This window comes from Pseudoalteromonas translucida KMM 520 (genome assembly GCF_001465295.1).
In the GTDB taxonomy this organism is placed as follows: domain Bacteria; phylum Pseudomonadota; class Gammaproteobacteria; order Enterobacterales; family Alteromonadaceae; genus Pseudoalteromonas; species Pseudoalteromonas translucida.
Genome location: NZ_CP011035.1, coordinates 151,035 through 171,608 on the forward strand (window position 1 = coordinate 151,035; position 20,574 = coordinate 171,608).

The window sequence follows — 20,574 nt, forward strand, 5'->3', positions numbered from 1 at the left end:
ATTAATACAAAAAGGCGCCTTAATGTTTAAAAAATTAGTTTTATTCTTTTTTCTGTGTTTGCCACTGTCCACTTTTGGGGCTACAGCGCCTTATACTGGGGGAATTAGCGCGGCAGATTTACTTGCAGAATATGATAACTTTGCTCAGCAATATAAAAAATTTACCCCTACCAAACAAGATATTACGCTAATACAAAAATTAAAGGGGAAGGAGTTAACCGTATTGTTTGGTACTTGGTGCCATGATAGCGCGCGCGAAGTTCCGCGTTTAATTAAACTGCTTGATCAGTCAAAAGTGCAATTAGAGAGTATTAAATTTGTAGCCGTAGGGTACAACAAGCAAGATGCTAGCGGCGTAGCACAAGCTCACAATTTACAATATACCCCTACTATTATAGTTAGCCAAAATGGCAAAGAACTAACACGTATGGTTGAAAAACCAGCGGGCACACTTGCACAAGATCTTACAAAAAACCTACCTTAATAATGACTGAGCTTGCAGGTAAAAGGCGCTGAGTAATGATCAGCGCCACCGACATCAAATAACGGATTTTTGCTGTGTAATCCATTCATTTATTACCGCTTCTAATACCGCCATTGGCAGTGAACCTTGACCGATAACAGTGTCGTGAAAATGGCGTATATCAAACTTAGCGCCCAGTTCTTTTTCGGCTTTTGCGCGCAGTTCACGTATTTTTAGCTCGCCCATTTTGTAAGACAGTGCTTGGCCTGGCCAAGAAATATAACGATCTATTTGATCCTCAACCGCACTTTGCGGTAAGGCTGTGTGCTTGGCTAAATAATCAATAGCGTGTTGGCGGCTCCAGCCAAAGGCATGAATACCGGTATCAACCACTAAACGCACTGCGCGCCACATTTCGTAGCCCAAACGGCCAAAGTCGCTGTAAGGGTCTTGATAAAATCCAGCTTCTTTGCCTAAACGTTCGCTATACAAGCCCCAGCCTTCGCCAAATGCAGAGTGGCTTAAGGTGCGTCTAAACTCAGGAACATTTAACTCCATGGCAACGGCATTTTGTAAATGATGCCCAGGAATCGCTTCGTGTAAACTCAGTGCCTCTAGGTTATATAAAGGTTGTAGGGACGGTGTTGAAGCTAAAAAATAAGTACCTGGTGAGCGGTTATCAGGCGGTGGCATATAAAACGCGCCGCGACTCGCTGAGCCTTTAATGGTAAAGGTATTGCGCGGTAAATGACCAAAATAGGTGGGTAACTTGCCATACATTTTTTGGGTAATGAAAGCGGTTTTTTCGAGCAAGTCTTGCGCGTCTGTTGCGTAAAATTGCTCATCGTTCGCTAAAAATTCTAAAAACTCAGCGTAAGTGCCAGCAAAGCCCACTTTATCAATGATGTTTTGCATTTGCGTTTTTATACGTGCGACTTCCTTTAAGCCAAGTTCGTGTATTTGTTTTGGCGTGGCATTGGTGGTGGTGTAATGATTTACCGTATATTTATAATAATCAAGGCCATCTTTAACACTTGAAATACCAGGCTCGGCTCTGCAATTAGGCATGTAATCGTTTTCAAAAAAGTCGTAAAAGTACTGATAAGCAGGTACTACTTTTGAGCTAATTAAAGCTTTTGCTTTGTTTTGATATGTGGCTTTTTGCTCTGCACTAAACGTACTCGGAATCCGGGTAAAGGGCTCGTATAAGGCGCTGTTTTCAGGTTTTTTAACGATATGAGCGCTAATGCTACTGCTGTAATTTTCAAAGGTTTTACAGTAGTGCGTATAACCATTTTTAATCCCTGCTTTCATCAAGTTAATGTTTTCTTTATTAAAACGAGGGTAGTCGGCAAGGCTGACTAAAAAGTTATCATAATCATTAGCAGTTAAAAATGCCATATTGGCCGGTGCTTCAGCAAAGTAGGTATGCCAGCCGCTTAAAAAGTTTACTGGAAAATACTTATCCTGAAATAGATAGCTTTGTTGCTCGGTTTCTCGTTCATATTTAAATAATCGGTAATTCATTAATTGCGCGTCGCTGAGCTTGCTAGGATCAATGTTTTTTAAATTGTCGAGCACGGCATCATTGTACTGTTGACGCTGAGCAATAGCGTGCTCGGTCCAATTAGCTAACTTGCCATTGGGTTTCCAGCCGTCGGGATCGGTACGAAAAAATATTTTTTCGGCTTGGGCGTGTTGCCAATGTTTATCAATTATATTTTTTAAATCGGTATTGTTATCAGCCATACTTGGCAGCGAAACTAGGGTTAAGCAAATAGCTAAAATACTTTTTTTGAACATGTTTATCTCGTTTTAGCGAGTTAATTTTTATCGTTCAAGATTAACACGTGCTGTTTATAGATAACACTTTGTTAGTGCGGTTAACTTTCAGTACTCGCTTATTCGTTTTTAGCGGCTTAGAATGGTGTAAAGTAAACCCAATTTAAATATAAGTACCATGTTAAATAGCGCACCTGATAAAACAATGCTTAACCAAGTAATAACTTTAATTGATCAAGCAAATAGGCAAGACCCTAATACTGAAATATACAATGCTCAGAGCCTGCCAAAAGAAAGTTTATACGCAACTCGTATGAGCGAAATGTTAGCGCGTTTTAACCCTAATGCTGATGAGCTTATGCAAATAGCAGTACGCGGCCAGCATATTGAACGCTGGCAGTCGCCGCGCAGTAACTTTGCTATGAATAAGCAGGGGTATCATCAGTGGCGTAGTGCACTTTATATATTTCATGCCTCAAGGGTAATTGAGTTGATGCAACAAGTTGGCTTTAATGAAGCGCAGCAACAGCGGGTTTATGCCGCGGTTGCTAAGCAAGATATTAAACGCAACCCAGATAGCCAACTCGTTGAAGATGTAGCAAGTTTGGTGTTTATTGAACATTACATGCTGGCATTTACCAGTACCAAACCAGATTATGATGAACAAAAATGGCTAGGCATTATTCGTCGTACGTGGCAAAAAATGTCAGTAGAGGCGCGTGATTTTGTGCTTGCTGGTAATATTATATTACCCGAACCGTTAGTTGGGCTTATTCATAAAGCGGTTGCGTAATACTTTATTTTAAACAAAAAAATGGCGTACATTTAATATACGCCATTTAATATTTTAGTACCTAGTACCTAGTACCTAGTACCTAGTACCTATTTGTTACGGTTTTCTTTACTAAACGCACGAATTTTACGTTTTTGCGATAGTGTTATTTTATTAACACGTCCGGCAAATGGGTTATCACCTTCTCTAAATTCGATTTTGATAGGTGTGCCCATAATTTTCAGTGCTTTACGGTAGTAGTTCATTAGGTAGCGTTTATAGCTATCAGGTAAATCATGAACTTGGTTACCATGAATAACGATACGTGGTGGGTTATAACCACCGGCATGCGCATATTTAAGCTTAACACGGCGACCACGAACAAGTGGTGGCTGATGATCCGCTTGTGCCATGTCCATAATACGACGTAACATTGCGGTGCTTATACGCTTAGTAGCTGACTCGTAAGCTTCATCTACCGACTCAAATAAATGACCTACGCCAGTACCGTGTAATGCCGATATAAAGTGTAGGCGGGCAAAGTCGATAAAGCCTAAGCGACGGTCTAGTTCTGATTTAATACGATCTTTAACATAATCGTCTAAGCCATCCCATTTGTTCACCGCAATAACCAGTGAACGGCCAGAGTTAAGTGCAAAACCTAATAAGCTTAAATCTTGATCAGAAATACCCGCACGAGCATCAACTACTAATAACACTACGTTACAATCCTCAATTGCTTGTAGGGTTTTAATCACTGAGAACTTTTCAACCACGTCGCTTACTTTTTTACGCTTACGCACACCCGCTGTGTCGATTAAAATATATTCTTTGTCGTTACGGGTCATCGGAATATAAATAGAATCGCGGGTTGTACCTGGCATATCGTAAACAATTACACGTTCTTCACCGAGTATACGGTTGGTAAGTGTTGACTTGCCTACGTTAGGGCGACCAATAATGGCTAGCTTTACCGGTTTATCTGCAAATGCTTGATGAGAGTCATCTTCACTGTCTTCTTGGTATAAATCGATAAGCTCTTCATCATCGTTACTTACATCTTCATCAAGCGCCGCTAATTCAGCAATTAAAGGCTGTAGCGTTTGCTCAAGTAATAACGTAATACCGCGGCCATGTGATGCAGCAATATGATGAATTTCGCCCAGCGATAATTGATAGAACTCAGCGCAGTTTGAATCGGCGTCAATACCGTCGGTTTTGTTAGCAACCACAAAGCATTTTTTCTCTTGCTTGCGCAAGTGATTAGCAATGGCTTGGTCAGCTACTGTCATACCAACACGGGCATCAACTAAAAACAGTACTATATCGGCTTCTTCAATGGCGAGCAGAGACTGATCAGCCATTTCGATTTCAATGCCTTCTTCAGAACCATCAATACCGCCCGTGTCTACCACGATAAATTCATAGCCATCGTAATTTGCTTGGCCATATTTTCTATCACGAGTTAAACCTGGAAAATCGGCTACAAGCGCGTCACGAGTACGTGTTAAACGGTTAAATAATGTGGATTTGCCCACATTGGGTCGCCCCACTAGAGCGATCACGGGAAGCATAAACTACCTCTTTAAAAAACAACAAAAGGCTTCGCGTTGCGAAGCCTTACAAAAAATAATTAACTATTAGTGGGTTATACTAATAATCATAAGTTAGTTTGGTATTTGTACCGCACTAACTTCCCCATCTCGGGTATATAAAATCAGTTTATCGTTGGCAACAACAGGCTCAACAAAAAAGCCTGAACTGTCAAAGTCTTCACGAGATACTAGCTCGCCAGTGACTTTATTTAGCCAATGTAGGTTACCTTCTTGATCCCCTAACGCTAAATATTCACCTGCAACTGCAGGGCCTGTTAAATACCAACCACGTAGAGCGGGTTGGCTCCAACGTTCAATACCTGAATCTTTATCCAATGCGTAAATAACACCGTTGCTATCTACTACATAAATACTTTGTGCATCCATGGCAATATCGCGATAACTGCTGTACTCACGTTTCCATACAATATTACCAGAACGAATATCAACTGCTGCTAGGTTGCCGTTATAGGCAATAGCATAAGCGTATGGGCCGCTAATAAGTGGTTGCGTGTCTACATCAACTAGACGCTCAAACTCTGAAGCACCTTTAGCAACTGCAATTTCGGCACTCCATGCAGAGTAACCACTGTCTGAAATTAATACGCTTAATTTGCCGGTTTCTAGACCAACTAATACACCGCCATTTGCAACAGTAGGCGCGCTTTGTCCACGTAAGGTTAGCGCGGGTACTTCTTGCTCAAAGCGCCAGCGTTCTTCACCCGTATCAGGGTGAAGGGCTAATAACTTACCCGAAGCTAAATTTACAAATACCAAACCGTCACCGGCAGCTGGTTTTGAAAGTGCTTCACCGGGTACGTTTTTACGCCAAACTTCTTCACCAGTTTCACGATCTAGGGCAATAACATAGCCATGCTCTGAACCTAAATATATTTTACCATAAGCTTGTAATATTCCGCCCGATAATTTTGCACTATCGTTATCGGCCCATGGCCAAAACGACACATCTTGGCGCACATCGCTTTTCCACAGTGTATCGCCATTTTCTAGCTTAAGCGCTTTTACTTGGCCTTCGCGGTTAGCAACGTATACAGTATCTTTATATACAGCAGGTGATAAGCGTGAAAAATAATGCTCTACACCATTACCAATTGATTCTTGCCATACAATATTAGTTTCAAACTGGTTGGCTATTTCAGGCAAAACCAGTTCTTCTTCGTCATCACTTGACGAGCAACCCATTAAAGTTGCCATGCAAAGTGCAAGCGTTGCGATTGTTATTTTTTTCATAGCTAAAACCTTATGCCGCTGGGCTTGTTACTGCTAGGTCATCTAACTTAATTTGTAGTAGCGGATTACTGGTTAGTCCACCGGCATCAACCGCAGCTTGATATGCTACGCGAGCTTGCTTTTTGTCGCCTTGCTTAGTGTAAATATCACCTTTAAGCTCTGCAACATTAGCAGAAAATGCGTCAGGTAATGATGCATTTAACGACGTTAGTGCTTCATCATACTGCTGCTGGGCAATTTGAATACGAGCTAGGCGTGTAATAGCAATGGCTTTTAACTCATCGTTTTTTACGTTAGACACTATCCAGCTTAGCTTTTCGCTTGCGACGTCTAGCTTATTTGCTTCTACAGCATCTTTAGCCGCTACAAATGCAGCTAAGGTTGCGTAGTTGGTATTTTCATTTTCGCTAATAAAAGTATCAGCTGACGATAATACACTGTCGCTTGAAACCAATGCTGTGTAAGCGTCTGATGCTTGCTCAGCTGTGGTTATTTGGTTTTGGTTATACGCTTTCCAGCCATATAAACCACCTAAACCTACAATTACACCTAGCGCAAGAGAAAGGCCGTTCTCACGGAAAAAGCGCTTAATGGCTTCTGCTTGTTGTTCTTCTGTTGAATAAATATCCATTTTTACCTCTGTGATAGCGTTGGCATTAATATGCTTTTATTAAATATTAGCTATTAATAAGCTCTGCTAATAGCGCTTTAGCTTGTTCTAATTCTAATGTGACTTGTTCTTTACGTTCGCGTAAATACTTAATGGTCACAACGCCTTGTTCTAATTCATCTTCACCGATAATAACAGCAACGAGAGCATCGCTTTTATCAGCACGTTTTAATTGTTTTTTAAAGTTACCGCCGCCAGCGTGCACCATAACGCGCAAATTTGGCACATCGCGTCGAAGCTGAGCCGCAATAATAGGTGCTTGAATACTGGCTTTGTCGCCCATTGATGCTAAATATACATCAGCACTGCGACGAATGTCACCTACACACTCAAGTGCTTGTAGTAGTAGTACTAAGCGCTCAAGGCCCATTGCAAAACCTACTGCAGGGGTCGCTTTTCCGCCTAGTTGCTCAACTAAGCCATCGTAACGCCCACCGGCACACACAGTACCTTGCGCGCCTAAGCTGTCGGTGATCCATTCAAACACAGTGCGGTTGTAATAATCTAAACCACGTACCAGTTTTTCGTTAATCGTGTATTTGACGCCAGCTGCGTCTAAACGTTCACATAAATTTGCAAAATGTTCTTTTGATTCAGTGTCTAAATGCTCAGATAGCTTAGGTGCATTAGTTAAAATAGCTTGCACGTCAGGGTTTTTACTATCAAGTACACGTAGTGGGTTTGAATACATACGACGCTTTGAATCTTCGTCAAGTACATCAAGGTGTTGCTCAAGATAGACAACCAGTGCATCACGGTAATTGGCACGTGCTTCGTTTGAACCTAACGAATTAAGTTCTAAACGTACATGTTCGCTAATCCCAAACGATTCCCATAATTGCGCTGTAAGTAAAATAACTTCTGCATCAATGTCGGCACTCGCAATACCAAAGGTTTCTAAACCAAATTGGTGAAACTGGCGATAGCGGCCTTTTTGCGGACGTTCATGGCGAAACATTGGGCCCATATACCAAAGGCGTTGTTCTTGGTTATACAGTAAGCCATTTTCGTTTCCTGCGCGTACACACACGGCGGTGCCTTCAGGGCGAAGCGTAAGTAAGTCGCCATTACGATCGGCAAAGGTGTACATTTCTTTTTCTACTATATCGGTTACTTCACCAATAGAGCGTTTAAATAGGTCGGTTGATTCTACAATTGGAAAACGAATTTCTTGATAACCGAACGACGCAACGGTTTCGCGTAAAATATTTTCTACTTTTTGCCAAACTTGAGTATCGCCCGGTAGGCAATCGTTCATACCGCGAACTGCTTGAATTTGTTTTGCCACTGCTAAATCCTAAAAACTGTTGTTGTACAATGCTTGACTGCGACAACATAAAACTAAAAAAATTGACCCGATATTATAACCCTAATTTACACGTAAATGCGAGCTTAGAGGCGCGCTATCGCTAAGTTACCCAGCGATAGCATAATTTAAATAAAGGCCAAACTAACTAATTAAAGGTGTTACTCAACGATTTTAATATCGATAGGTGTTTGGTTTTGTTTTTTTGCAATAAAATCGCGCACGTAGCCTTCAAGTTGTTCAACAATATTATTGTTATCAATACGGGCTTTTTGGCGTTCGCCATTTATATATAATCCTGAGCGACGACTCGCGCCGGCTAAACCAATATCACTTACCAATGCTTCGCCAGGGCCGTTTACTACACAGCCAATCACTGAGACCGAAACCGGTTCAATAATATCCTCTAAGCGCTCTTCTAATTGGTTCATGGTGCTAACTACATCAAACTCTTGGCGAGAGCAACTAGGGCACGCAATAAAGTTAATACCGCGAGAGCGAATACGCAGTGATTTTAAAATATCAAAACCAACTTTAATTTCTTGCACCGGATCGGCTGCCAACGAAACACGTAGCGTATCGCCAATCCCTTCGGCAAGCAACATGCCTAAACCGACTGCCGATTTAACCGAACCTGAGCGCATGCCACCGGCTTCGGTGATACCTAAATGCAGAGGTTGATCTATTTCTTTTGCAAGCAAGCGATAAGCACCGACAGCTAAAAACACGTCAGACGCTTTTACCGATATTTTAAATTGATCAAAGTCTAAACGGCGCAATATATTTACATGGCGCATTGCCGACTCTAATAATGCCTCGGGCGATGGCTCGCCGTATTTTTCTTGTAAATCACGCTCTAATGAGCCGCCATTGACACCAATACGAATAGGAATATTGTGCTCGCGAGCCGCGTCAACCACAGCTCTAATTCGCTCTTCGCTGCCAATATTACCAGGGTTAATACGCAGACAATCTACGCCATATTTTGCCACTTTTAAGGCAATACGGTAATCAAAGTGAATATCGGCTACTAACGGTATAGATACTTGCTCTTTAATGCTTTTAAACGCTTCGGCGGCGTCCATAGTGGGCACAGATACGCGCACTATATCGGCGCCGGCATCTTGTATTGCCTGAATCTGCGCTACGGTTGCATCTACATCCATAGTGTCGGTGTTAGTCATTGACTGCACGGCAATGGGAGCGCCATCACCTATAGGTACATTACCAACATTAATACGGGTTGATTTTCTGCGTTTTATTGGGGATTCTGAAAACATAGCGGCTACTCTGCTAGTGGTAATTTAAATTTAGCTAAACGATTTTTTGGAAAAGCTGATAGATCAACAGCTTCACCGTTTAGAGTAATATTAACTGCATCATGCTTACCCAGCACAACTGAAAAAGGAGCTATGCCTGTTAAGGTCATTTCATAGCCCGCTTTTTTTACTCCAAACGCAATTTTTTCACCTTCGGCATCATAAATTTCTACCCAGCTCTCATCATTAAAAAGCATAACGATAGTACTGCTATTGTTTGCTTCATTTGGGGCTGGGGCGGCGGTGTTATTTGTACTATTAGTGCTAGGTAGCGCGCTTAATTGCTCACTTTGCGGTAATGCTACATTATTTTTTTCCAGAACTTGCTGCTGTGATGCGTCAATATTACTTTGCGCAGCCTGCTCTTGTTGTTCACTCATTATCGAGTTTTCAACATTAATATTACTCGTTTGCTCTTCAATAGGCATAGCAGTTTGCCACCACCACAAGGCAGAGGAGCCAATTACAATGGCTAAAATAATATAGCTGGCAATCATTAAACGGCTGTCGTTAGCTTCTTTTTCGGTACGACGCGAAAAACTCTGCATATCAACGGGTTTTTCAGGCGTTGTAGGTGCAGGCAACATAGCCAAAATAGGTGTATGATCAATTTTTAGCTCTCGGCAATAATTTTTTATATACCCTTTTACAAAGGTTGTAGGGCCAAGTAGTTGATATTCATCATTTTCCATGCGCTGTATTTGTAACACAGTCAGTTTTAAATGTGTTGCCATAGTAGCAAGGCTAATGTCAGCGTTTTCTCTGTGTGTTTTTAATATTTGCCCAAGAGAAGGTTGTTCGCTTTGGGGCTGAGTAATTTCTTCATTCATAATAGGTATGAGTCTGGATCCACTAGTAAAAGATTGTGCCCTGGTGTTAGTGCTATATCAGGACTTAATTTATTCCATCGCATTAATTCATCAATTAATACCTGCCGCTGGGTAGCTATTTCAAAAAGGGTATCACCAGCTTTAATTTCATAATAAATATTAGGATCGTTAAGGTAAATTTTACTGCCATTCATTACCCGATCTGACTCTTTTAATCCATTCCATAGTAGGAGCTTTTGTAGTTTAACATTGTATCGTACCGAAATGCTAAATAGGTTTTCACCAAACTCTATAATATGAAACGGTACTGTAAGCGGCGCAACCTTAGGATTGAGCATAGGTAGCTTATTGTCGTTACTTGTTGGCGCATTTCTCAGCTCTATGGTGTCAAGTTCGTTGCTGTTATTGCTAGCAAATACATCTGCGTTTTTAGTGGGCTTATAAAAAACCACCTGACCATTACTACTAGGTTGAGCACTCGTTTGGCTGGAAGTAGTGTTTGTTGTATTTGCTTTATTAGCGCTGTTATCAGCAGGTTGAGGAGCGCCAAAAGAAATTATTTTAACGTTATTATTAGCTGCAACCTGTGCTGCAGGCAAGTTGCTTGGAGGTGTCTCAGGCTGCGCGCTTAAAGGGCTAACAATAGCTTGTTTTGTTGAGTTTGTTATTGGTTTTGCGTTAAGCGCAGCGTTCGCCTGGCTTGTCGATGCGACAGTTTTGCTCGACGGCTGAGCTAGTTTAACTTCGGCTATTACTGCCGCTGGGTCTGTTACTGTGGCAACGGGCGTTTTATTAGCACTAATTAAGCTTGTTGAGTCATTTTGTGATGGACGCTTTTTACGAATTATTTTTATTTTAGGCTGTGAGCTTAATTGCGCTTCGCTACCATCTTGCTTTAATTCATTAAGCTGCGCTTGACGGTATTTTTCGCGCAATACTTCAAATTCGGTTTGTTTTATCTGGCTATCTCTAATCGCAAAAGCCTGATCACTACTTGGGTAAGTTTGTAGGATAGTTGCGGCAATTTTCTCTGCCTCTTCAATTTTACCCATGCGCTGTTTAATTAAATAATTAAGTAATAAAGCACGCGCTGATATTTGCGCGGTATCGTCGTAACGCTTTAACAATGCACTTGCTTTGTATAAATCGCTTTTAGCGTAATATAAAGCCGCTAAGCTAATCAGCGTTGAAGCGCGCTGAGAACTGTGATTTATTGCTTGCTGAAAATAAGTTTCGGCGTTTTCAAAATCGTCAAATTCTATGGCGCACAAAGCTAGGTTTTCGTAGCTTTGGGCAACACGAATATAGCTAGGTATTGCGATTGCTTTTAAAAACTGATCAGTAGCACGGTCGTATTCATTTATGCCACATAAAAATACCCCATAGTTATTTAAGGTATTAGGATCGTTAGGTTTAATAGCAAGTGCTTTTTGATAGGCTAAATCGGCAAGTTTTTTTTCACCAACTTGTTGATAGTAATAAGCCAAAGAGTAGTGGACTTCGGGTAGGTTTGGCGCATATTCGCTGGCACGTTCAAGGTTATATTTTGCTTGAGAGTTATTACCCGTATTTAAATATTGTAAAGCAAGGGCAATGCGAGTTCGAGCTGCGCCTGCGCTATTAATTTTATTTTCGACAACGGGTTTATCACTGCCGTTATAACTATTTTCTGTAACGCAACCGCCTAAGGCGAGCGTAGATATAGTTAAAACTAGTAAAGGTCGCATTACCTTGTCTCTTTATTTTTTGTCCATAGCGCCTATCTTACCTAAAAGCATCTATGTTGCATCAATTATTTAAAAATAAACGACTTAAAAGCAATCAGTCTTGATGTGGAGTATTAATTAAGACTGATTGCTATTTAGAGATGAGGTTATGCTTGGTGAATATTAACGGCAATCGCGTTATCGTCACGCATTTTCTTTTTAGCCATGCGTTTTGTTCTATCAACGACATCGCCAGCTAATTGACCACAGGCTGCATCAATATCATCACCGCGAGGGCGACGTACAATACAAGTAATGCCGGCTGCTTGTAAAACCTTAGAAAAACGGTCAATACGACTATTACTCGAACGCGTGTATTCGTTACCCGGAAATGGGTTAAACGGAATAAGATTTACCTTACAAGGAGTACCTTTAAGCGTTTGTACCAATGCGTGCGCTTGGTCGGTGCTGTCGTTAATACCATTGAGCATAACGTATTCAACGGTTACGTCTTTATTGGCTTTCGAACCATCGATATAACGACGACACGCCGCTAAAAACTCTTCAATAGGGTATTTTTTATTAACGGGCACTAAAATATCGCGCAGTGCGTTATCGGGAGCATGCAATGAAATAGCCAGTGCTACGTCAATTTTTTCTTTTAGTAAATCCAGAGCCGGTACCACGCCAGAAGTACTTAATGTAACGCGGCGCTTAGATAAACCAAAGCCCCAATCGTCCAACATTAGTTCCATTGCTGGGACCACGTTTTTAACGTTAAGAAGCGGCTCACCCATGCCCATCATAACTACGTTCGTTACCGGGCGTTTTCCGCTATGCCCATCAAGGCCAATATCTTTAGCTACACGCCAAACCTGGCCAATAATTTCAGATACTTTTAAGTTACGGTTAAAGCCTTGTTGCGCTGTAGAGCAAAAAGTACATTCAAGCGCACAACCAACTTGCGATGATACACATAACGTAGCGCGTTCTTTTTCAGGGATCCAAACAGCTTCTACTTCTTGGCCGCCTTCAAGCACTAATGCGTATTTGATAGTGCCATCTTTAGCTTGTTGACGCACTGATATTTCTGGGGCAACAATTTCGCATTCAGCTTTAAGTTTTTCTTTAAGCTTTTTGTTTACGTTGCTCATATCGTCGAAGTTGTCTACGCCAAAATGATAAATCCATTTCATCACCTGGTCACTACGAAACGGCTTTTCACCGAACGATGCAAATAGCTCGCGCATCCCTTCTCGGTTTAAATCTAATAAGTTAATCTTTTTTTGTTCGGTCATGAAACAACCTCAATCGGTGACGGTGGAGATAAAAATTTACGAGGACGAATTGTACACAATTCACTCAGCTTAATCATTAAGTAAAACATTATAAGTTTACTGATTAATACCTTACATAATGACTAAAAAAGGGCCCGAAAGCCCTTTTCAATATGTTAACGAGTTCGAATTAACGAGTACGTGAACAAAGCTCTTCGTCAGCGAAGAAATACGCGATTTCGCGAGCAGCAGATTCAACAGCGTCAGAGCCGTGAACAGCGTTTTCGTCGATGCTGTCAGCGTAGTCTGCACGTAAAGTGCCTGCTAGCGCGTCTGCAGGGTTAGTAGCACCCATGATTTCACGATTTTTAAGAACAGCGTTTTCGCCTTCAAGAACGGTAACCATTACTGGGCCAGATGTCATGAAAGATACTAAAGCACCGAAGAAAGGACGTTCGCTGTGTTCAGCGTAGAAGCCTTCAGCTTTCTCTTGTGAAAGGTGAACCATTTTAGCTGCAACGATTTTAAGGCCAGCAGTTTCGAAACGGTTGTAGATAGCGCCGATGTGGTTTTTAGCAACTGCATCAGGTTTTACGATTGAGAAAGTACGTTCTAAAGCCATCTTAATGCTCCAATAATTTTAAGTGAAAGTGTGAATATTAACGGGCGCGAATTATACGCGTTTTAACGTAAAAATACTAATTATTATTAATAACCATCTTTGAATATATTTAGCAGGCTTTATTTATATTTTGTTTTGTGCGCTTACTGCGATTTTAATTTTGTTAAAATATACTCAATTGCACTAGGGTTTTGAAAGGAGTTATGGCTCGATTTAACTATAATAGTCTCTTTAGCTTTGTCGTAATAAGCGCTAGGGTAGTCGACCACACTGTCGCTGATATTACTGCAATCATCGCTTGAATCGCAGATTAGACGATTAGTAGAGCCAATAATATTATACGCTTCTCCTTGCACGGGTAATGTGCCCAACGCATCCATTAAAGGGTGCCCTGGTCTGAGTACTTGTACGCTATTTGGACCATAATCTTTTAAAAAAGGCAGCATACCTTTAGTTAGTTTAGCTATGCCAACCTTGTCGATAAGTGCTTTAAAAAGGCCAGTAAATTCCAGTGGCAAAGTAACCAAGGATGCCCCTATGTAGCCTAATGCTGAGCTGGCAATACTGGAGCCGCGATGTGGAGTATCTAAAAAGAATACACGGTTGTAGTTAAACACCGGCTCAAACACAAAAATATCTTTAATATCGCGTTGTTTTTCATTGAGTAGCAGTTCGGGTCTGTCAGTAAAAGTGGCGTCCCACAATGCGTAGTTGCTATTTGTTGTTAATGTTTTACTGATCACTCCGCCCATACTGTGGCCAATTATTGTTGCGCGCTCAAAGCCTTGTTTCCCGCTAGCAACTTGGCTCAGCTCACTAAGTAAATGGCGCACTCTCATGGCATTATAAAACGGTGGTGGGCCAGAGGGATAATACACATGCCAAATTTGATAACGTTGGCTTAATACTGCATCATTTAATATGGCCATGGTTAAGTAACGCCAAATCAGTGGATCAGAATTTAAACCGTGGATCATTACTAATGGTTCTTTGTCAGCAGTTAATTGGGCAAGTGAAAATATACCACGACGCTTTTCGGCTTCGCTGGCAGAGACAAAACCTAGCCAACTAAATTGGTCTATGGTGGCATTTTCTAGCAGCATTAAAAAACTTGCTGCGGGTGAAAAACTTAATGCGTAGCGATTATTTCCTAAGCTAATTTCTTTGGTGTTGTTTTGTTGTTCAATATCTATGGTAACTAGGTAGGTTAAACCCTGTGTTTCAATTGTTTTTAACTTGGCATTATAGGCGCGGTAAATACCTTCTTCAGGATAAAACTTGGCTTTTTGGTTGTCGGGCTGCTGCTTTTTTACTACTAAAGCAACACCCAACTCACCCAGTGTTTTAGCCGCAAGGCGTGGCTCTAAAGGTAATAGGTTACTTACAAAGGTAAACTGTTTTTCACCGTTTATTGCAATTGAAACAAGATTTGACTGTGCGGGATCGCTTTTTAGTAGTTTATAAATAGAGCTGTTGTAGAGGCTCAGTGCATACGTTTTTAAATGAGGGGGTAATTGCGGCCTAGCCAACAGAGTTTGCGCGCATTGTAGGCTCAATACTAGGCCAATATCAGTATCATCACTCACGCTCAGACAATGGCTGTGTAACGCGCCTAGCGATAAGGGCGCTAAATTAGGTAAAACAGCATAGCCTAACGCGTTGCTAATTTGTGGCTGTTGTTCTTTAAATTGCAAAAAACGCCCAGATGAACAGCCATTGAGCATAATAAAAATTGCAGTAATAAAGAATAGTCGAACCATAATCACAGTGCTAAAAAATTATAAAAACAATATTAAAATCTACACCTTAGTCGTTATTTTCTCAAGTGTTAAACGTCTATTAACACATTAACTTGCCTGTTAGCATTTATAATAAACATGATTTCTTCATGGCTAGTTACTGCTTTTAACGCTAAATGCTTAGTACATGATGCTGATCAATTATCCTTAAATTAATACTCTATATACTGCCGCGCTTTGCTATTTAATTATTCATGCAACTGGCTTGTAACCAGTTTTATGTATGGAGCGCTCATGCTATCAACTACTGCTAACTCTTCAAAAAACACGCCGCCGTTTGCGTTTACCCCTGAACTATTATCGCCCGCGGGCAGCTTAAAAAACATGCGCTATGCCTTTGCCTATGGCGCCGATGCAGTATATGCAGGGCAGCCACGCTATAGCTTAAGAGTGCGTAATAATGAGTTTGATCTTGAAACATTAAAAGTAGGCATAGATGAAGCGCATGCACTGAATAAAAAGTTTTATGTGGTATCTAATATTGCGCCGCATAACGCTAAAGTTAACTCGTATTTACGCGACATTGAGCCGGTTATTGCTATGCAGCCCGATGCGCTGATCATGTCTGATCCGGGTTTAATTATGTTAGTGCGTGAAAAATGGCCGACTATGCCTATTCATCTATCGGTACAAGCGAATGCGGTAAATTACGCGAGTGTACAATTTTGGGCAAAACAGGGGATTGAGCGAGTTATTTTATCGCGCGAACTGTCGCTAGAAGAGATTGCCGAAATACGCAGGCTTTGCCCAAATACCGAGCTGGAAATATTTGTCCATGGTGCCTTGTGTATGGCGTATTCTGGACGCTGTTTATTGTCGGGTTACATAAACAAACGCGATCCAAATCAAGGTACATGCACTAATGCTTGTCGTTGGGATTACGATGTAAAACCGGGCGTTGAAAACGAAACGGGCGAAATGGTACATAAGTTCGATCCTAAAAGTATCATACCTACGCTTGGTGAAGGCGCACCTAGCAGCGAAATAGTCATGTTAGAGGAGCAAGGTCGACCCGGTGAATATATGCCAGCTTATGAAGATGAGCATGGTACTTATATTATGAACTCAAAAGATTTACGAGCAGTACAATATGTAGAGCAGCTTACCCAAATGGGCATACATAGCTTAAAAATAGAAGGGCGCACTAAGTCTTTTTATTATGTAGCACGCACCGCGCAGGTTTATCGCAAAGCAATTGATGACGCAGTAGCGGGTCGCCCGTTTGATACCAACTTATTTAAAACCTTAGAAAACTTAGCCCACAGAGGCTACACCGAAGGCTTTTTAAAGCGCCATGCGCACCAAGACTATCAAAATTATGAATACGGCCATTCGGTATCAACTAAACAACAGTTTGTTGGCGAAGTGCTGGGTAGAGATGCTAACGGCTTAGTTGATATTGATGTAAAAAATAAGTTTTGTGTTGGCCATTCATTAGAGTTAATGACCCCACAAGATAATATTAGTTTTGTACTTGAGCAGATGGAAAATAAAAAAGGTGAAAGTATTAGCGATGCTAAAGGTTCAGGCCATATTGTTAAAATAGCGCTGCCTCAAACGCTTGATTTAGCATACGCTATTTTAATGCGTAATCTTGATGAGCATCAAGATACTCGTAATCCGTTTAAGCAAGCCGTTTAGAAATTACAGTTTGAATAAACAACACAAAATTAGTGCCTATAATAATTGATAAAAGCGGCTTTATTAGCGCTATGGTACTAAGGCTCAGTTATTAAAAAACATACTTTGCAGCGCTTTAGCTAAAGTGCTGCAAAGTATAGTCTATTAGTAACCTCACACGATGAGGGATTTGTTTTCTGTCGCGATAAACCATAGAAAAAGGCTGCCCTTCACTTTGCCAGTCTGGAAGAATACGCTCAAGCGTTCCAGACTCTATTAATGGCAATGCAATATAATCAGGTATATAACTAATGCCAACACCCGATTCTACGGCATGTTTCATTATTTGAATTTCATCAACTTCAAGCCTAATGTGTTTGTTTGGCTCAACGTTATACTCTTTATTAGTCAGCTTGTTTTTTAATTGCCACGGGGCTAATCCTAAGCAAATAACTTTAGGTTGTTCTTCTAATTGCTCAGGGTGGGTAATTAAATGAGTGGTTTGGTTAGGGCGGCCACATATTATATTATGAGTGAGCTTCAACTCCCTAATAACCCAATTATCAATAGCTGGGTTTCGTACTCTAAAGGCAATATCAATGCCTTTATTTTCGATATCAATTAAGTCATTTGAAAAACGTAAATCTAACTGTATTTCTGGATATTGCAGTAAAAAATCACAAAAAATAGCGCTTAAAAAATGCTTGCCCATGTAAATTGGCGCAGAAATTCTAATTTTACCTTTTGGTTGCTGCTTCTCATCAGATAATGCTTGCTCTATGGCGTCTACTTCCTCAAACAGTTTGCAGTAACGAGCGTAATATAGCTCCCCTGTATGGGTTAATGTAACGCGATGAGCGTCTCGATTAAGTAAGGTTAACTGTAGAGTTTGCTCCAATAAACGTATTCTGCGGCTTAAGGTTGATAATGATACATTTAGGCTTTCGGATGCTTTTTTAAAGCTACCTAATTTCACTATAGTGCAAAAATGACGTAAATCATCAAGAGAGTAATTAGGCATTATTAAAACCGCCTATCATATCAAAACTTAATATTGTTGAAGTTAGGTTTAATCATAACAGCGGTGTTGTTAAATATCATTAGATGTTAAAAGTAGTGATTTATAAAAGCGTTTTTAACTTTTATAAATACGTTGCGGCGAGTTTATTTTTTAAGGTTTAATTTGCAGCAGTGGCTTGAGCTTTTAAATAAAGCCGTGCCGAGTATATGTTATTGCCATAAATAGCCTATAGCGACGCATAAATACCAAACACGGATTGCCTTTCGGTTTCTGCCCAGAAGCTTGAGTAGTTTTTTAGCCCATTAGTTTAACCTATACAAATAAAGGCCTTGCGGCGATTTATATTGATTAAGATCAACAAAGCAACAGAGAAAAATAGGCATAATTCGCGGCTGTAATTTACACCCAAAAGTAAAACGGTGTGTTACGAATGTGTGCTACGATTTAATGAAAAACAAAGGTTTTGTATTGAACTGGGCTTGTATTAAAAACAGTCAGAAAACATTTTGTTTAACTCTATCTCTATGTTTAATAATGATTTTAATTGAAGGGGCTTATGAGTGGCTTTACTTATAAATAGTAAATGCATTAACTGCGATAGTTATAAGGTTTTCAATTAAAGTCTTTAAAAACAGGTTGTTACTTTGTCGTGCTATGGCTTGTGCTACGATTTTACGTAACTCGTTAGCACTTGGTTAGTATCTTAAAAGTAACTTAAAAAGGCAAATTGTATTAACTAAAAAATTAAAAGCACAAACTTACTAAACAATTTACGGTGGAGATTAATTAGTTTTTTACCACTTCAGTTATTTAAATTTATTTAAGTCAAGCTGCCTAGTACTACCTAGTTTAAATTTTAAGAGTTTAACGTTCTCTTTGGAATAGCGATTCAATTTTAGGACTCTAAAAGGTATTTTAATTCAGTATTCGTTATACAGGATTGAGTTTATCTATTAAGAATATTGATTGATTAAGAGTGAATTAGGTATAATTCTCCTTTTACAGGGAGTAGTAAGTTGTCATTTCCTCAAGTATCTGTCATCGGTAATGCTAAGATAAAATCGTCTCAATTACAGAATATGGCTGAGGCCGTAGGCTTAATTATTAATGATCTTTGCTTTCATCTGGTTTGTGGTGGTTTGGGTGGCGTAATGGAAGCCAGCTGTAAAGGGCATAAATCAGGGACTGAACCAAGTCAAACAATCGGTATACTTCCATCCTTTAAAGAGAGTACAGCAAATAAGTACACAGATATTATTATACCATCTGGGTTAGATATTGGTCGTAATCAGCTAGTTGTCTCTAGCGGTTTTGCTGTTGTCGTTTTGGGTGGTGGTGCGGGGACTTTAAGTGAGATAGCTCTAGCATCCCAAATAAACAAGCCAATACTCTTGATTAAAGGTTCTGGAGGCTGGGCTGATAAATTGACCGATGAGTATTTGGACCAACGTTGTAATTCAAAGCTTTATCATATTAGTAGTTTAGATGAGTTAAGAATAACGCTTCAAAAATTGTCTTTGCTTGAGTCAAAAAGTGGTTCCATAGACAGTGGCCATAATCGATGAAATTACTCATCCCAATAAGTTACTTTTTCGGAAGTCCAAAAAGTGAGTTGTGGCAATTAGATACAGAGACAAAGAAAAAGAGTTTATTAGCCACCCTACCTTCCTCTGAGAGAGATGTTGCTGGCAAAGGTTTTACCAGTGTTACATGGATTAGCAATGACTTGCTTGTGGGTTGTGATTTTAATCGTGTATTTATTATTGACCGTAAATTATGCGAGTTAAAAAAAATAAATACAGACGAACAATACAATGATTTACATCATGTTAGCTTTGATGGTCACTTCATTCATATAGCTAATACAGGGCGTGATTGTATCGATGTTTTAGACAATCAATTACAGCCTGTTAGCCGATTAGAGTTTCTTCCAACAGAAGAAATATCATCAAGGATTAAAGGGGAATATAAACCTCAAGGTGATTATTACGATAATGAAGCGATAAAAGTTGATTTTCACCTACGTAAGGTGCCTGATGCTCTGCATGTCAATCATGTGATCACAGTGGGTAAAGAACTTGATAACAAAGTTATCGTAACAAGTTTTAAAAAAAAATGCTTAATTGACGCTAAAACTCTAGAGCCACTCAGTAATAAATTACCTGAACAACCCCATGATGGCTTTATCGACAAGAAGTATATTTGGATAACCACTGTTTCAGGGAAAGTGTTTCGTTCTAAGCTATCGCTACCTTTTAATTTTGAATTGTTTTTTGATCTATTTCGGGTAGCAAAGTTCAAAGGGTGGTGTCGAGGTTTATTAGTTGCTAATGATGCTTTATTTATAGCGGTCACTGCTATTCATAAGGAAACTAATCGGACAAACTGGCTTAATAGTCCAGTAAAGAATACTCGCACGGGAGTTTATCAGATCAATTTAGCTTCATTGGATATTGAACACTTCTATGATTTTAGCCACACAAACGGTTCCCGTATATTTTCATTAGTCAGTGATAATTTTGATGGATAAGAAACCAAGGA

Annotated in this window: 17 protein-coding genes; 5 read left to right on the forward strand and 12 right to left on the reverse strand. The window is 40.1% G+C overall.

Annotated features, from left to right (window positions below; genetic code table 11):
- Positions 1-22 precede the first annotated feature (22 nt).
- Positions 23-484: a TlpA family protein disulfide reductase gene (locus PTRA_RS16220; protein WP_058374721.1), complete on the forward strand. Its 462-nt coding sequence runs from the start codon at positions 23-25 to the stop codon at positions 482-484.
- A gap of 54 nt (positions 485-538) precedes the next feature.
- Here the strand turns inward: PTRA_RS16220 and PTRA_RS16225 are convergent, their stop codons facing one another.
- The gene (locus PTRA_RS16225; protein WP_058374722.1) at positions 539-2,266 is read right to left on the reverse strand and encodes a DUF885 domain-containing protein; all 1,728 of its coding nucleotides are present in this window, start codon (positions 2,264-2,266) and stop codon (positions 539-541) included.
- Between the two features lie 184 nt (positions 2,267-2,450).
- On the opposite strand from PTRA_RS16225, the gene PTRA_RS16230 reads away from it, so the two are divergent.
- Positions 2,451-3,038 carry a DUF4202 domain-containing protein gene (locus PTRA_RS16230; RefSeq protein WP_058375146.1) on the forward strand — a complete coding sequence of 196 codons (588 nt, stop codon included), beginning with the start codon at positions 2,451-2,453 and terminating at the stop codon, positions 3,036-3,038.
- An 89-nt stretch (positions 3,039-3,127) separates the two neighbouring features.
- Here the strand turns inward: PTRA_RS16230 and der are convergent, their stop codons facing one another.
- The 10 genes from der to PTRA_RS16280 all read right to left on the reverse strand — a co-directional run bounded on the left by der (position 3,128) and on the right by PTRA_RS16280 (position 15,353).
- Positions 3,128-4,591 (reverse strand): ribosome biogenesis GTPase Der, encoded by a 1,464-nt coding sequence (der, locus tag PTRA_RS16235; RefSeq protein WP_011329772.1) that lies wholly within the window; start codon positions 4,589-4,591, stop codon positions 3,128-3,130.
- 93 nt (positions 4,592-4,684) lie between these two features.
- Positions 4,685-5,863 carry an outer membrane protein assembly factor BamB gene (gene bamB, locus PTRA_RS16240; RefSeq protein ID WP_011329773.1) on the reverse strand — a complete coding sequence of 393 codons (1,179 nt, stop codon included), beginning with the start codon at positions 5,861-5,863 and terminating at the stop codon, positions 4,685-4,687.
- A gap of 10 nt (positions 5,864-5,873) precedes the next feature.
- Positions 5,874-6,494 (reverse strand): YfgM family protein, encoded by a 621-nt coding sequence (locus PTRA_RS16245; RefSeq protein ID WP_058374723.1) that lies wholly within the window; start codon positions 6,492-6,494, stop codon positions 5,874-5,876.
- A 46-nt stretch (positions 6,495-6,540) separates the two neighbouring features.
- Positions 6,541-7,821, reverse strand: a complete 1,281-nt coding sequence (hisS, locus tag PTRA_RS16250; RefSeq protein ID WP_058374724.1) for a histidine--tRNA ligase — start codon at positions 7,819-7,821, stop codon at positions 6,541-6,543.
- Between the two features lie 179 nt (positions 7,822-8,000).
- On the reverse strand, positions 8,001-9,119 hold the full coding sequence (ispG, locus tag PTRA_RS16255; protein WP_058374725.1) for a flavodoxin-dependent (E)-4-hydroxy-3-methylbut-2-enyl-diphosphate synthase: 1,119 nt from the start codon (positions 9,117-9,119) through the stop codon (positions 8,001-8,003).
- A 5-nt stretch (positions 9,120-9,124) separates the two neighbouring features.
- Positions 9,125-9,988: a RodZ domain-containing protein gene (locus PTRA_RS16260; RefSeq protein ID WP_058374726.1), complete on the reverse strand. Its 864-nt coding sequence runs from the start codon at positions 9,986-9,988 to the stop codon at positions 9,125-9,127.
- Positions 9,985-11,715, reverse strand: a complete 1,731-nt coding sequence (gene pilW, locus PTRA_RS16265) for a type IV pilus biogenesis/stability protein PilW (protein WP_058374727.1) — start codon at positions 11,713-11,715, stop codon at positions 9,985-9,987. Before pilW ends, PTRA_RS16260 begins: the two co-directional genes overlap by 4 nt.
- Before the next feature lie 146 nt (positions 11,716-11,861).
- On the reverse strand, positions 11,862-12,992 hold the full coding sequence (gene rlmN / locus PTRA_RS16270) for a dual-specificity RNA methyltransferase RlmN (protein WP_058374728.1): 1,131 nt from the start codon (positions 12,990-12,992) through the stop codon (positions 11,862-11,864).
- Positions 12,993-13,161: 169 nt separating this feature from the next.
- Positions 13,162-13,593 (reverse strand): nucleoside-diphosphate kinase, encoded by a 432-nt coding sequence (gene ndk / locus PTRA_RS16275; RefSeq protein WP_011329780.1) that lies wholly within the window; start codon positions 13,591-13,593, stop codon positions 13,162-13,164.
- A gap of 143 nt (positions 13,594-13,736) precedes the next feature.
- Positions 13,737-15,353 carry an esterase/lipase family protein gene (locus PTRA_RS16280; protein ID WP_237113506.1) on the reverse strand — a complete coding sequence of 539 codons (1,617 nt, stop codon included), beginning with the start codon at positions 15,351-15,353 and terminating at the stop codon, positions 13,737-13,739.
- Positions 15,354-15,626: 273 nt separating this feature from the next.
- Between PTRA_RS16280 and trhP the strand changes: the two genes are divergently transcribed.
- Positions 15,627-17,033: a prephenate-dependent tRNA uridine(34) hydroxylase TrhP gene (gene trhP / locus PTRA_RS16285; RefSeq protein ID WP_058374729.1), complete on the forward strand. Its 1,407-nt coding sequence runs from the start codon at positions 15,627-15,629 to the stop codon at positions 17,031-17,033.
- Between the two features lie 115 nt (positions 17,034-17,148).
- On the opposite strand, the gene PTRA_RS16290 is transcribed toward trhP, so the two are convergent.
- Entirely contained in the window at positions 17,149-18,033 is an 885-nt protein-coding gene (locus PTRA_RS16290) for a LysR family transcriptional regulator (protein ID WP_083497548.1), read from the reverse strand.
- 1,016 nt (positions 18,034-19,049) lie between these two features.
- Between PTRA_RS16290 and PTRA_RS16295 the strand changes: the two genes are divergently transcribed.
- Entirely contained in the window at positions 19,050-19,598 is a 549-nt protein-coding gene (locus PTRA_RS16295) for an SLOG cluster 4 domain-containing protein (protein WP_058374731.1), read from the forward strand.
- Positions 19,595-20,563 (forward strand): hypothetical protein, encoded by a 969-nt coding sequence (locus tag PTRA_RS16300; RefSeq protein WP_058374732.1) that lies wholly within the window; start codon positions 19,595-19,597, stop codon positions 20,561-20,563. Before PTRA_RS16295 ends, PTRA_RS16300 begins: the two co-directional genes overlap by 4 nt.
- Positions 20,564-20,574: the final 11 nt, after the last annotated feature.